This is a genomic window from Butyrivibrio sp. MB2005 (assembly GCF_000424285.1).
Lineage (GTDB): Bacteria > Bacillota > Clostridia > Lachnospirales > Lachnospiraceae > Butyrivibrio.
The window spans coordinates 1-12,957 of sequence record NZ_KE384159.1; the positions used below are offsets into that span (position 1 = coordinate 1).

Consider the following 12,957-nt stretch of genomic DNA (forward strand, 5'->3'; position numbering starts at 1 on the left):
AGCATCCAGGGAGCACTCCTTAGAATGAACAGATCCATTCAAGCGGAAGGTACTTTCGGAATCATAAAAAATGATCGTTGGTATAAAAGAATAGTCCGAAAAGGAATAGAATCCGTAAAACTTGAGGTTCTTTTGGTTTCAATAGGTCATAACTTATATAAATATCACAATAAAAAGATGCATCTCCAAGAAGCTGCCTGAGTTTAAAAAGTTTGTAGTTCTTGGGGAAAGGGGTATTATACTCTGTTTTTGCCAAAAACAGCATGCCTCACAAAAAAATGATATAAAAAGGGAGCTGGAAAAAATGATTATCTCATTTTTTCACAGCCCCTTATTTTATATTTTGTTTTTGCTCAGATCACTCCTGCAAACTCATAGCCAGCTTCTTCTACAGCAGCCTTGATAGCAGCTTCATCGACATCCTTGGAGTTTGTAATTGTAACCAGGTTGTCCTTGTGTGATGCTACTGCGCTTTCGATACCGTCAATTGCCTCCAGTGCCTTTTTTACATGAGCCTCACAGTGCTCACACATCATTCCGTTTACTGTAATCTTCATTTCTTTATTTTCCTTTCCTGTTTCATTATTGTTGATCTCACCGACCTTTTCGGCGGTTACTTCCTTATGTATTAAATTGCCTATAACAGCATTTTTAATAGTCTTATCTCTTGAACTGTCATAGGGCTTTATCCAGTTAAGCCTTAGCGCATTTGATACTACGCAAAAGCTTGATAAGCCCATGGCCGCTGCTCCAAATATGGGATTAAGCTCCCATCCAAAAGCTGCTACATAACAGCCTGCTGCAAGAGGAATACCAAGAACATTATAGAAAAATGCCCAGAAGAGATTCTCATGGATATTTCTAAGGGTGCTCCTTGATATTCTGATGGCTGCCGCAACATCCCTGATGCTGTTTTTCATAAGCACCACATCTGCTGCATCTATGGCAACATCTGTACCTGCTCCAATTGCGATTCCAAGATTAGCTGATGTGAGAGCCGGGGCATCATTTATACCATCACCAACCATGGTAACAGTTCCGTGCTCCATAAGCTGCCTTATGACTGCTTCTTTTCCGTCAGGCTTTACTGATGCAACAACCTCATCAACACCTGCCTGTACTGCAATGGCGTTTGCTGTAACCTCGTTGTCACCAGTAAGCATAACCACATGTATTCCAAGCTTTTTGAGTTCTGCGACTGCTTTCGGGGAATCCTCTTTTATTACATCGCTGACTCCTATTATGCCTAGGAGCTTACCTTCCTTTGCAAAAAGAATAGGGGTTTTACCGCTGCGGGCAAGAGTATTTATGGTCTCCTTTATTTCACTTCCGACATTGCCGATAACGCTCTCAATATACTTAAGATTTCCGCCATAAACCGGTGTACCTTCAAGCTTTGCTCTTAATCCATTTCCTGAGAGAACTTCAAATTCTGTGGTTTCAAAGGCTGCGATATTTTTATCTGCTCCGTATTCTGTGACAGCCTTGGAAATTGGATGCTCACTCTTAGATTCAAGAGCATAAGCAACTCTCAAAAGCTCATCTTGAGAAACACCTGCAGCAGCTACTATATCTGTGACCTTCATTTCACCTGTTGTGATGGTGCCTGTTTTATCAAGAGCAACTATCTGAGTTTTACCTGCCTGCTCAAGTGAAGCTGCAGTTTTAAAAAGGATTCCGGTCTTGGCAGAGACACCGTTTCCAACCATTATGGCAACCGGTGTTGCAAGACCCAGGGCACAGGGGCAGCTTATAACCAGCACTGATACCGCTCTTGCTATGGCATAGCCCACGCTCTGTCCGGCAAGGAGCCATGCAAAAAATGTAACAATGGCTATTCCTATTACTACAGGAACAAAAACTCCGGAAACCTTATCTGCTATCTTCGCTATGGGAGCCTTTGTGGCTGCCGCGTCACTAACCATTTTTATAATAGCTGAAAGAGTGGTATCTTCGCCAACTCTTGTGGCTTCGCAAACCATATATCCCGATGTGTTAATGGTGGCAGCGGATACGTTATCGCCTACAGATTTTTCTACAGGAACACTTTCACCTGTAAGTGCGGATTCATTTACTGCGCTTTCACCCTCTGAAACAATACCATCCACCGGTATGCTGTCCCCGGGTCTGACTACAAATTTATCGCCAACCTTTACTTCCTCTATCGGAACTGTGGTCTCAGTACCATCACGTAAAATCACGGCAGTCTTGGGAGAAAGATCCATCAGACCCTTAAGGGCACTTGTTGTTTTCCCTTTTGATCTTGCTTCAAGCATCTTACCTACAGTGATCAAGGTAAGGATCATGGCTGCTGCCTCAAAGTAAAACTGATTCATGTAGTACATGACCTTTTCAGTATCAGCGGCCTGCACAGCGCCTGTCATTGCAAAAAGAGCAACTATACTGTAGCCGTATGACGCCGTAGCACCAAGAGCTACAAGGGTATCCATATTGGGTGATCTGTGAAGCAGCCCCTTAAAACCGCTTATGAAAAACTTCTGATTTATCACCATGATCATTCCGGCAATCAGGAGCTCATATAATCCCATTGCCACATGATTCCCATCAAGGAATCCGGGAAGAGGCCAGTCCCAAAGCATGTGTCCCATGGACACATACATAAGAGGAATCAGCAGTATTACTGATGCGGTAAGTCTCTTTTTCATTTTAGGAGTCTCAGTGTCCTTTAAAGAATCATCTGTGGCTGATGACATAGCTTTTTTGCCATCTTCACTTTTGCGGCTTGCTCCATAGCCTGCTGCCTCTACCGCAGCTATTATATCCTCAGGGCGAGCCGAGCCTTCAACTCCCATCGAATTTGTAAGCAGGCTCACAGCGCAGCTCTCTACGCCCTCCACTGAACTTACCGCCTTCTCGACTCTGGTCTGACAGGCAGCACAGCTCATTCCTGTTACTTTGTATTGTTCCATAATTACTCCTCTTTAGCTTACTTCATGAGCTTCTGCATGGTGGCAACAAGCTCATCTATAACTTCCTCATTGCCTTCTCTGATGTTCTCAACAACACAGGTCTTCATGTGGTTTGCAAGAAGGGCTTTATTGAAGCTGTTAAGGGCACTGGTAATAGCTGAAACCTGCATCAGAATATCTGTACAGTAGGCATCATTTTCCAGCATTCCTTCAACACCTCTGACCTGGCCCTCGATTCTCTTAAGCCTGTTCATAAGGTCCTTGAATTCCTTATCATCTCTTTCTTTTGTTTTGCCTGAACAGCAGCAACCACACTCTTCCTGAAGCTCTTCAGTCATATTTAAAGTATCTGCCATAACGTATCTCCTATCTATTGCATACCCCCATAGGGTATCCTTACAAGCAAAATAATATACCCCAGAGGGGTATATTGTCAATTAGATTTTTTGCAATTTGTTTTTAAAGCTACCAAAATTATAAAGTGCCGCTATCTGATACACCTTTTTCCGCAGCATTTTCACTTTGGGTTCTTACAAAAATAACATACATAACTATGGCAATGACCCATGCACAGATTATTGTAAACACTCCGGTTTCGCTGACATAATACATCTTATCGTCTCCGATTGTGATAGCCTGGAAAACAGCCTGATCAAAGGCGTTATGTGACGCATGCAGGAAAGCTGAAGGCCATACACTTCCGCTTTTTATTCTTATCAGCTCAAAATATCTTCGACGATACCCTTAGGCGTATCAGGTGTCCAATGTCCCTCAAGGCATATATCAGCATCTATTGAAGATATGGTAGCTGCAAGTTTCTCACATAATTCCCGGTTCTTTTCCCCGGTTGGAAATACACCGCCGTTTGAATCCCCGATAAAAAGAACCTTTTCATCAATAATATGGATAAGCGTAGAATCATCAGTGTGTGGAGATTCAGCCTGAAAAAGCCTGACAGGGCAGCTTCCCAGATCAAGCATTAACTCCCCATCAAAGACCATGTCCGCAGGAGTTACTATAACCTCCTTATTATCACGATATTCATTTCTAATACTCTCATGCATATTAAGGAAGAACTCCGGTCCTTCCTTTAAAAGCCTGTCCCTAATATCCAGGATATACTGATTTGTTCTGCTATTTGCTATGCACAGCCCGCTCACGGCATGCATTGCAAAGGTATGATCCCAGTGCCAATGTGTAAGCACAGTTAAAGCAGGGAGAGGAAGTCCCTCTCCCTGCAACGCTTTATAGAATTCTTCTGTATGGGCAGCTGAATGGCCCGCATCAATAGCCAGAGACCAGTTATCCCCTTTAATGTATCCAAGATTGGGCCTGTCCCTTTCCTGTTCATAAGGATAGTACCATACCCGTTCCGATAACCTTTCCAATTTCATAACAACCCCTGATTCTATAGGTATCAAACTTCATCCATTACAATTCTGTATTTTTCCAAATCCACTTTGCCATCAACAACCGTAACGCCTTCGCTCTCTAATATCTCTGCCTGTTTCAATGCACCACCAAAGGCATATTTAGCGGCAAGCTCGCCCTTAGAGTTAACAACCCTGTGGCAGGGTATTGTATCGGGGTCAGGATTTTTATGAAGAGCATTTCCAACTGCTCTTGCCATTTTCCTGTCCCCTGCCATCTGCGCAACATCTGCATAAGTGGCAACCCTGCCCTTGGGGATTTTCTTTACTGCTTCATATATTCTTTTTGAGGGGGAATATGTGATTAAATCGTCGTTCTCTGCAACCATTCTTTTTATGACATCATCCGGTTCTCTCCATCCGGGATGATAATGTTCCGGCCTTTCTAATTTTTCCTGATATTCCTTGCAATCTCCCAGACATCATCACCATAATTGCTGACATACACAGCAATCCTGTTATTGTTTGGATTATAATCCGAAATAAAGCAGACTCCGGGATCACATCCCTGGAAATACGGAATATCCTTTTGCTCTTTTCCATCGATTATCCAAACGCCATAGCCATAATATCCTTCTTCTGGATCATCGCCATCGCCGCTGTGTTTACTTAGCATATTGTCAGCCATTTCTTTTGAAAGAAGCTTGCCGCCCTTAAGTCCCTTCCAGAAATTTGCAATGTCTTTTACTGTGATAAATGCACCGCCTGCACCTGTGCCCTTGGCATCCACGCAGAAAATATTGGTTCTCAAATCATCTGCGCTGTTGCACCACAAATAATTTACAGCACATTTTGCAGGGAGCTTATCAAGCTCGTAGTAGCCTGTGCCTGTCATACCGCATTTATCAAATATATTTTCCTTAAGATACAGATCAAAGGGCTGCCCTGTTACTCTCTCCAGGATCATGGCAAGCACAACGTAACCTGTATTGTTATACTGAAATTTGCTTCCTTTAGGATACATCATGGGCTTATCGATGAAAAGCGGAAGCAGGTCATCATTATGCCTGATCTTATAATTGGGGGAATCAACCCACAGCTCCTCATACTCGTCCATCACGGATTCATCAAAATAATCCGGTATTCCAGATGTATGGTTTAAAAGCTGCTCAACAGTTATATCTGTATCAATCGCTTTCCAGTCGATATCTATAAGCTGACCTATTGTATCTGAAAAATGAAGCTTTCCTTTCTCAATAAGCTGCAGGATGCCAACTGCCACAAAAACTTTTCCCGCTGATGCGCTGGCAAATTTAGTGTCTATAGTATTGGGTAATTCATTGGCATAGTCTCTGTATCCGGCTGCGTGCTCTACAAGCACCTTATCATCCTGCATAATATATGCTGCACCTCTGAAGTTTTCTGGTATAAATTCTTCAAACATACTCAACCTCCATTAGGACTGGTTTCTCTTATATTGTATCTCTCTTGGTAAATATGAGCGTTCCCATCGCCGAGTATATAACCAGTCCGACCATAATAACAATGATAACATTCATATGGGAAAAAGGTATCTCAATATCTCCAAGGTAGTTTGCCTTAGTTACGATGAGATTTCTTGAAAGGGCATACTTTTCCATAAAACCTGCAAGAGAAGGTCTCATGGAAACGAGCTTTCTTTCAAGCATGTCAAGAAGCATTCCATGAAGATTTGCAGATCCAAAAATAGCAAGCATGATTGGAATAATGGTATTTCTGGTAATCTCATAAAACGCCATCATAGCAATTCCAAATGCTGTATGAAGGAGCACTTCTAAGACCGTGAAGCTGATAAGTGAACTAATACTCTGCACAGCATACATACCGGGGCCTCTGCCAAGGCTTCCAAGTCTTATTGCAAGAAGTGATCCCAGAAACATGATCAGGGTATACAAAAATACCACCGGGATTTTTGTAAGAAAAATGTTTTTCTTCTCCTTCCGGGTTGTCAAAAGATTTTTCAAAAAGCCGCTCTTCCTCTCCTCCTCCGTATATACGATAGCAAATACTCCCACCATGATCAGAATAAAGCCGGAAGCTGTAAAGCTTGCATAGAGCTCCTCTAAGCTTGTTTCAGCAGTTATCTCTTCAGTAGCAACTATCCCTACATGTTCTTCATTCTGGCTTTGCTGTTCTACGTGTGCCTCATAAATCTCCGAAGATGGGTCAGTCTCCAGTCTGGACAGAAGTCCAAATGAAATTATCGTGATTAAAAGCGTTATATAAAAAACTCTTGTTTTAAAAAACCTGTACAGATTCATTTTCATTAGATTTAGCATGCCTTCTTCTGTCCTTTCCTGATAATATCCAAATAGAATTCCTCGAGAGAATCAGCCTCGTCAAGATAGCTGTTCTTCAACTCGTCTGCAGTTACTTCTGTTACAAGCTCTCCTTCTGAAATGATGCCAAAAACTGTGGCAACCTTCTGAAGTTCTCCAAGGAGGTGGCTTGATATCATGATTGTCATTTTCTTTTCTTCATTGAGTCTTTTAATGAGTTCTCTCATTTCAATGATTCCCTGGGGATCAAGTCCGTTTATGGGCTCATCAAGAATCAAAAACTCAGGACTTCCTATAAGCGCCATGCCAATTCCAAGTCTCTGCTTCATTCCAAGAGAAAACTTTCCTGCTTTCTTTTTGGGCTCCCTCGATAATCCGACAAAATCAAGAATGCTCCTTATTTCCTTCTCGTCGTACATGCCCATTGAAAGTGCCTTAAGCTTCATGTTGTCAAAAGCATTAAGATATCCATATATTCCGGGACTCTCAATAAGACATCCGACTTTTTCAAGGTAATGATCTCCGGCAGCAGTTTCTACCTCTCCGCCGGTTGGAGTAGCGAATCCAACAAGCATCTTCATAAGTGTTGTTTTTCCTGCTCCGTTTGGTCCAATGAGACCGTAAATATCTCCTCTGTTAATATGAATGTTCATATCCTTAACAGCCTCAAAGGAACCATATCTTTTAGTCAAATTTTTAGTTTCCAAATAACTTTTCATTTTGTTCCTTCCTTTCTCTGCTGAAACAGTCTTTTTACAATATGTAAGGTATCACATAGTAAAAGCAGGTCTTTCATTTGCACGGATAAGGACCTGCTTTACACTAAATTGAAAAATTCAGGAAGACATTTTTAATTCTTCAAGGCCAATGTGAGGGTTCCTGTACCTTGCCGAGCTTTTTTCTTTCTGATGATGAATTGCATTTTGTGGGCAGTTTTGAAGGCAGGCGCCGCAGCTTATACAATTGCTGTCAAATATCGGAGCCCCTCCAATAATACTGATATTCTGCATGGGACACAGACAGGCGCAGGTACCACAACCCGTACAGTCAGCTGAAACGCTGAGCATATCTGTGATTCCAACTCCGGTTTCGAACTCGTAATTCTTAAGATGATTCTTTGTCATAAGCTTCTTAAATGGTGAATCCTCCCTGATATACCTTTTGTGCTCAGTGATGTCTGCAAGCAGTTCATCTATCTGAGACTGCTGCTTTTTACTGTCGCCCTTTTGCTTTGCCATATCTGAAAAGGTAATACAGTTTTCAGCCATTTTAAGGCGATTGATGTAATCAAAGCATCTCCCGTCTTTCGTCATGATTTTCGATAACTGTCCGCATACCGCTCCGGGGAAAAATCCATAGGTAGCTACGGCAAAAAGGTATGAAGTCCTGATAGATGTTTTCTCAAGGAACTCTACAATAAACGGCGGAACACAAAGCCCATAAACAGGGAAAACTAGCCCTACTTCTGAATCTTCTATATGGTAATTCTCTTCACGTATACACTCCGGTATAGATAGAAGCCTGCCTCCAATTCGCTTTGCTATATACAGGCAGTTACCTGTAGAACTAAAGTACAATACTGTCATAATGTAACCTCCTAATCTTTATCAAAGATGTTATATGTATATCTGCCTAACTGTATAGTTACTATACTCTTTTAATAAAAAAACAGACCCGGATTCACTTATTCGGGTCTGTTTTTCACTATTTTATCTATTGGTTCTGTTACTCGAAAGCTTTTAGTTCGCATTACATCCTATTCTAATTTCACCTACATTCTTTTAGTCGGTTATACTTTCTTTCGCACTGTTGATAAGACCGAGAAGGCCCGTCTCCTTAATAAGAGCTATACCCTGGAATTCATCTCCGAGGACAATCAGATTGTCGCCTGTTTTAATATCGAAGATCTTTCTTGCTTTGGCAGGAATGACAATCTGACCCTTATCTCCCACTTTGACCATTCCAAAGATATGTTTTCCTTTCGGCGGTATAGCATATCCCAGGTTGTCCGAATCATTCTTTTCATATGAGATAAGGTCGTCCATGGATACACCAAAGAGGTCAGCCAGCATCTTACATCTCTTTATGTCCGGCAGCGACTCTCCGGTCTCATATTTTGAAAGCGTCTGTCTGGATACGCCTATCTTCTCAGCAATTTCCTCCTGTGACAGGTTATTAAGCTTTCTTAATTCCATAAGATTGTCTGAAAAACTCATTCTTTCTTCTCCTTTTTTATTCCCAGAACACACCACCTTATGAAAGGTATGCGGCTCATGATTTCATACAGAAGGTAGGAGCCTGCGAATGCTGCTATTGCAACCAACAGGTATACGATGACAGGGGCAAGGAACGGACATAATGTATGCAGATACCATCCGCTGACCGCTATCATCAGATAATGGAATACGTAGAGGCCCCATGATTTTCGGCACATCCACTTTGAGAAAGCATTCGTGAAATTTCCCCATTTTTTCATGAAGGCAAGTATACCGAGAGTTCCAAACCATGCGTATACATTGCACATGATTGTGTCCAGAACTACGTGATCCGGATAAGGCTGACCTTTATATAAAATCACAAAGGCTATGCAGGATGCGAAGCCAAGGATGCTTAATAACAGCCAGTTTTTACCAAGTCGATCCATCACTTCGTCATGGGACAATACAAAGTAGCCGATCATAAAGCCCAGTCCGTAGATACCGAATCTGTATACCACAATTATCGGTGTGTTAAGTATCTGCGCCGCTCCATATACGGGTATAACAAGAAGTATAAGTGTCAAAAGATTTGCTTTACCACAGATATTATAGAATCTGTCTTTTTCAATCCTTCTGATCAGTACCAGTATCATGCTGAAGAGCCAAAGCATCTGAAGGTACCACAGAGGGCCTGAGCCGCTGACTGCCATTATCAGGAAAAGGATTGGCCCCGGTACGTTGTTCATGGAATTAAATGCACCAGACATCAGCATGTTGTAATAGCCAAGAATCCAGCCGAAAACAAGAAGGCCGATTGTTGATGGTACAAGATACTTTCTCGTCCTTACGCTGATAAATTCCTTTTCTGTTCGTTTAATTAGTTCATAGCGGGCTGACATGCCGGATACCACAAACAGAAGTAACATGAACCAAGGATATACAATGTACTGATATGTATCCTGGGGCTGATATTTACTGAAAGGTCCGATGATTCCATGTTGTGTTACACCGTTGAATATGTAAATTACATGATAGATGACAACCAGCACTACTGTTATCCAGCGAATATTATCCAAATATGCCTTTCTCATATTTCTACCACCTTTGCTAAATATTTTAACATTTTTCTTAATCATAAAAAAGTAAGCTCCGCCTGTCTACCAAGCGAAGCTTACATATTTTGCTATTTTTTGTTAAATTTGGTTGCAACTTCATAGGCCACATATTCATGGTCAAATTCATAACCAAGTTTCTCCGCAAGATGGACAGATATCTTTCTTTACCCGCATGAAAAAGTGATCTTCGTCTTCGCCGGTTCTATATGCCCCGTTATTAGTCATGACCTTTTGAGAAGCAATATTGTCCTTATTAACGCGAAGGTATATCTCTTCTTCCGGCACAATCCCTTTTGCAATCTGAAGTGTCAGTTTTAATCCTTCAGTTCCATAGCCCTTCCCGCGATGGTCTTTTGAAATACTGTACCCGATATGACCTGCACCTGTTCGAAGGACATCCGTAAGGTGGTGTCTTATACGGAATTCACCCACAAGCTTCCCATCATCCCAGAGATAATAATATGTTTCCGGCACAAACCAGTCAGGCATATTAACGGGATGCTCATAGGATATCAGGGTTGGAAGAACTTTTTCCCTGTATTCATCAAAAGAAACTCCATGATATGGGTTAGTGAGACCATTCTCATCCTCCGGAAGCACTGTAGTATATTCCCACTGCGCCTTTGCATCCTGAAGGTTTATTTTTCTTAGTTCCATAAAATTACTCCCACGCTTTTTCACACAACCTGTTAAGTCCAATAATCAAATGTTTTCAGTACACCTTAACATACTCACGATAAAGCCACAGGAATCACATATTTCTCAATAAATTCTACCCTGTCAAAAATCCTTGGCTTAAAGGTTCCGGTCATTCCTACAGAAAGGTTCTGTTCTTTGTTTACATAGATTATATTTCCGGAATCGCCTATTGCCGCGTAGATCTCTCTGTCCTCAATCGGCTTGTACCAGAGATACCCGTATTCCATGAATCCAAATCTCTCTCCAAGCTTCAAATACGGCGTGGTCATCTGCCTTATCCATTCCGAAGAAACTATCTGATTACCTTTATATTTTCCTTCGTTTAAAACCATGGAACCAATCCTTGCAAGATCTTTTCCGGAAGCACAAAGGCCCCAACCGGCAGTGACTGTGTCCTGGGGATCAGAGTACCACTCATTTTTTCGTGGTCCTTTATTCATGAAGAAATCGAACTGATCCTCTTTACTGCTGGTGCCATGAATGGTATGCTCAGGGATCCCAAGTGGAATGAACAGATTCTTATTGGCGAAATCTATGCATTTTTCTCCGGTTGCATGCTCAATAATACCGGCAAGAATCTGGATTCCAAGTGTTGCATATCTGAATTCTCCGGTTATTCCGTTTCTCCCTCCAAGAAAATCCAGCGCAGCCTTTGTCCAGTCGTCCGAAGTACATACCTTTTTCCATGGCTCTGATTTACCCTTATAGGGAGCAGTCATGGTAAGAAGGTGCCTTATGGTGACATCATATATTGTTTTTTCTCCACGCTTAACCTGATAATCCGGGAAGAATGTTAAGACATTTTCATCGATGCTCTTTATAGCACCCTTGTCAACAGCGATACCTGCTAGTATTGCCATGACACCCTTTGTAACTGAGTTGACGTTGATGGCGTCTTCGCTTTTAAATCCGCGCCAGCAATCCTCATAGACGACTTTCTCATCCCCTATGGCGCAGATCTGACAGATATTGCTTTCGTTTCCTTTACTCTCAGAAATAAAACTATGCAGTTCTTCTCTATTCATTTTTTGCCTCCTCTTAGGATAGATTTGGACGTCCTAAAAGAAGGCTAACTCGATTAAAAATTGTTTTCAAGAAGAATCTTAAATTGTTTGTAATGAATAAATATGCCGCACTTTTCAAGGCAGGTGCGGTATACAATCCAATCATTTTTTGTAATCCGCAGAGACTTCCAAAAATGTCCTATTGCCATTTATGTAATCCGCATAGGCAGTTTCGGCATCCTTTCCACGGAAGACCTTACAAAGGCCGCACATGTCACAGTCGGCAATGCAGGGAAATCTTTTCTTTACATACTCTCTGCGCTCTTCAATTGTTGACTCTGTTATTTCAGGTGGATTCCCCATAGTTTGTTCCTCAATGTATCTGTCTGTCCTGGCGATATTTTTCCATGTATTCCTGGTTTATCTCGCGAATCTCTTTTTTGCCGTCTATGTAGTCCTGATAGATATCCCAGGGACTACCTCCTCCAAGCCAGCATGATGAGCAGTTTTCGCAGCCGCCACCACAATCCAGAGATGCCTTAACTATCTGCTCACGTTCTTCTTTCGTTGTATCACTGATTAGAATCGATTTCATAGGCTTCTCCTTTCACCTTTTTGGTAGCTTAATTATAGCATTATTCAGCTACAGGCTGTCAGCTTTATCTCTTCCATGTTTTACGTCTATCTCTGACTGATCATGGCATTATCTCTATCACACCGGCGCAATAGGACTTAGGGAAAAACTCTACTTTATCGAACGATTTTCTGAGTTCATCAATCACAAAATAGATTTCATCCTCATCCCATTCATCTCCGACTTCTTCTTTACACTTTTCCAGCGCTGTCCTTGTTTCAAATGCGACATCCCCAATGAGAAGTTTTCCACCTTCATCCAATCTTTCAAGCAACGACTTTAAAAAGATAACCTTCTGCTCATCTGTCAGATGATGCAAAGAATATGTTCCGACGATGTAATCATACTTATTTTCCGAGAGCTCTTTTACTAATCCATTTGTAAAATCTCCCTGATAAAGGTGGGCATTTTCCATTTTCTCTTTGGCCAGTTCAATCATTCTCTGTGAAAAATCCTGTCCATAGACTTCACACCCATTCTCATAGAGCTTTGTCGTAAGTGTGCCTGTTCCAAAACCTATATCAAGAACTCTGGCATTTTCCTTTGACATGATTTCTTTGAAAATAGTGCCAAGTACATCCTTATATCCTGCAAAAGGATAACTGTTTTCTTCATCCGAAAGGCCAACGGCTGCATCATATCCATCTGCCCATAAATCAAAACCTTTGTTGTCTAACATTAATTTTTTT

Annotated in this window: 16 protein-coding genes and 1 pseudogene; 1 reads left to right on the forward strand and 16 read right to left on the reverse strand. The window is 41.6% G+C overall.

Features of this window, described 5'->3' with window-relative positions:
• Positions 1 to 201 (forward strand): transposase (locus G610_RS0117615; protein ID WP_051198106.1); only part of this gene is annotated, 201 nt, incomplete at its 5' end.
• A gap of 152 nt (positions 202 to 353) precedes the next feature.
• Here the strand turns inward: G610_RS0117615 and G610_RS0117620 are convergent.
• The 16 genes and pseudogenes from G610_RS0117620 to G610_RS0117700 form a co-directional block, all read right to left on the reverse strand.
• Positions 354 to 2,930: a heavy metal translocating P-type ATPase gene (locus G610_RS0117620; protein WP_026525829.1), complete on the reverse strand. Its 2,577-nt coding sequence runs from the start codon at positions 2,928 to 2,930 to the stop codon at positions 354 to 356.
• Positions 2,931 to 2,947: 17 nt separating this feature from the next.
• Entirely contained in the window at positions 2,948 to 3,286 is a 339-nt protein-coding gene (locus G610_RS0117625; protein WP_026496926.1) for a metal-sensing transcriptional repressor, read from the reverse strand.
• A 118-nt stretch (positions 3,287 to 3,404) separates the two neighbouring features.
• Complete coding sequence (locus G610_RS23225) at positions 3,405 to 3,542, reverse strand: hypothetical protein (RefSeq protein ID WP_155831062.1); 138 nt, start codon at positions 3,540 to 3,542, stop codon at positions 3,405 to 3,407.
• 104 nt (positions 3,543 to 3,646) lie between these two features.
• Positions 3,647 to 4,324, reverse strand: a complete 678-nt coding sequence (locus G610_RS0117635) for an MBL fold metallo-hydrolase (RefSeq protein ID WP_026525830.1) — start codon at positions 4,322 to 4,324, stop codon at positions 3,647 to 3,649.
• Positions 4,325 to 4,347: 23 nt separating this feature from the next.
• Positions 4,348 to 4,710: pseudogene (locus tag G610_RS0117640) on the reverse strand (MGMT family protein); the annotation flags it as partial.
• Between the two features lie 35 nt (positions 4,711 to 4,745).
• A complete protein-coding gene (locus G610_RS0117645; protein ID WP_035797941.1) occupies positions 4,746 to 5,744 on the reverse strand; it encodes a serine hydrolase domain-containing protein in 999 nt (332 codons plus the stop codon).
• 28 nt (positions 5,745 to 5,772) lie between these two features.
• A complete protein-coding gene (locus G610_RS0117650; RefSeq protein ID WP_026525833.1) occupies positions 5,773 to 6,606 on the reverse strand; it encodes an ABC transporter permease in 834 nt (277 codons plus the stop codon).
• 5 nt (positions 6,607 to 6,611) lie between these two features.
• Positions 6,612 to 7,337, reverse strand: coding sequence for an ATP-binding cassette domain-containing protein (locus tag G610_RS21530; RefSeq protein WP_051198107.1), 726 nt, complete (start codon positions 7,335 to 7,337; stop codon positions 6,612 to 6,614).
• Between the two features lie 117 nt (positions 7,338 to 7,454).
• Complete coding sequence (locus G610_RS0117660) at positions 7,455 to 8,204, reverse strand: EFR1 family ferrodoxin (protein WP_026525834.1); 750 nt, start codon at positions 8,202 to 8,204, stop codon at positions 7,455 to 7,457.
• A gap of 195 nt (positions 8,205 to 8,399) precedes the next feature.
• Positions 8,400 to 8,834, reverse strand: a complete 435-nt coding sequence (locus G610_RS0117665) for a helix-turn-helix domain-containing protein (RefSeq protein ID WP_026525835.1) — start codon at positions 8,832 to 8,834, stop codon at positions 8,400 to 8,402.
• Positions 8,831 to 9,907 carry an acyltransferase family protein gene (locus G610_RS0117670; protein WP_026525836.1) on the reverse strand — a complete coding sequence of 359 codons (1,077 nt, stop codon included), beginning with the start codon at positions 9,905 to 9,907 and terminating at the stop codon, positions 8,831 to 8,833. The genes G610_RS0117665 and G610_RS0117670 overlap by 4 nt, the downstream gene beginning before the upstream one ends.
• 147 nt (positions 9,908 to 10,054) lie before the next feature.
• The gene (locus tag G610_RS21535; protein ID WP_051198108.1) at positions 10,055 to 10,588 is read right to left on the reverse strand and encodes a GNAT family N-acetyltransferase; all 534 of its coding nucleotides are present in this window, start codon (positions 10,586 to 10,588) and stop codon (positions 10,055 to 10,057) included.
• A gap of 74 nt (positions 10,589 to 10,662) precedes the next feature.
• Positions 10,663 to 11,655, reverse strand: a complete 993-nt coding sequence (locus tag G610_RS0117685; protein ID WP_026525837.1) for a serine hydrolase domain-containing protein — start codon at positions 11,653 to 11,655, stop codon at positions 10,663 to 10,665.
• A gap of 141 nt (positions 11,656 to 11,796) precedes the next feature.
• Positions 11,797 to 11,997, reverse strand: coding sequence for a hypothetical protein (locus G610_RS0117690; RefSeq protein ID WP_026525838.1), 201 nt, complete (start codon positions 11,995 to 11,997; stop codon positions 11,797 to 11,799).
• Positions 11,998 to 12,007: 10 nt separating this feature from the next.
• Positions 12,008 to 12,229, reverse strand: a complete 222-nt coding sequence (locus G610_RS0117695) for a hypothetical protein (protein ID WP_026496936.1) — start codon at positions 12,227 to 12,229, stop codon at positions 12,008 to 12,010.
• A 100-nt stretch (positions 12,230 to 12,329) separates the two neighbouring features.
• Positions 12,330 to 12,947 carry a class I SAM-dependent methyltransferase gene (locus tag G610_RS0117700; protein WP_026525839.1) on the reverse strand — a complete coding sequence of 206 codons (618 nt, stop codon included), beginning with the start codon at positions 12,945 to 12,947 and terminating at the stop codon, positions 12,330 to 12,332.
• Between the last annotated feature and the right edge of the window lie 10 nt (positions 12,948 to 12,957).

Bases quoted from the DNA above. Each gene is read 5' to 3' on its own strand.
- G610_RS0117620 (WP_026525829.1), bottom strand. From the start codon at position 2,930: ATGGAACAATACAAAGTAACAGGAATGAGCTGTGCTGCCTGTCAGACC.
- G610_RS0117625 (WP_026496926.1), bottom strand. From the start codon at position 3,286: ATGGCAGATACTTTAAATATGACTGAAGAGCTTCAGGAAGAGTGTGGT.
- G610_RS23225 (WP_155831062.1), bottom strand. From the start codon at position 3,542: ATGTATTATGTCAGCGAAACCGGAGTGTTTACAATAATCTGTGCATGG.
- G610_RS0117635 (WP_026525830.1), bottom strand. From the start codon at position 4,324: ATGAAATTGGAAAGGTTATCGGAACGGGTATGGTACTATCCTTATGAA.
- G610_RS0117645 (WP_035797941.1), bottom strand. From the start codon at position 5,744: ATGTTTGAAGAATTTATACCAGAAAACTTCAGAGGTGCAGCATATATT.
- G610_RS0117650 (WP_026525833.1), bottom strand. From the start codon at position 6,606: ATGAAAATGAATCTGTACAGGTTTTTTAAAACAAGAGTTTTTTATATA.
- G610_RS21530 (WP_051198107.1), bottom strand. From the start codon at position 7,337: ATGAAAAGTTATTTGGAAACTAAAAATTTGACTAAAAGATATGGTTCC.
- G610_RS0117660 (WP_026525834.1), bottom strand. From the start codon at position 8,204: ATGACAGTATTGTACTTTAGTTCTACAGGTAACTGCCTGTATATAGCA.
- G610_RS0117665 (WP_026525835.1), bottom strand. From the start codon at position 8,834: ATGAGTTTTTCAGACAATCTTATGGAATTAAGAAAGCTTAATAACCTG.
- G610_RS0117670 (WP_026525836.1), bottom strand. From the start codon at position 9,907: ATGAGAAAGGCATATTTGGATAATATTCGCTGGATAACAGTAGTGCTG.
- G610_RS21535 (WP_051198108.1), bottom strand. From the start codon at position 10,588: ATGGAACTAAGAAAAATAAACCTTCAGGATGCAAAGGCGCAGTGGGAA.
- G610_RS0117685 (WP_026525837.1), bottom strand. From the start codon at position 11,655: ATGAATAGAGAAGAACTGCATAGTTTTATTTCTGAGAGTAAAGGAAAC.
- G610_RS0117690 (WP_026525838.1), bottom strand. From the start codon at position 11,997: ATGGGGAATCCACCTGAAATAACAGAGTCAACAATTGAAGAGCGCAGA.
- G610_RS0117695 (WP_026496936.1), bottom strand. From the start codon at position 12,229: ATGAAATCGATTCTAATCAGTGATACAACGAAAGAAGAACGTGAGCAG.
- G610_RS0117700 (WP_026525839.1), bottom strand. From the start codon at position 12,947: ATGTTAGACAACAAAGGTTTTGATTTATGGGCAGATGGATATGATGCA.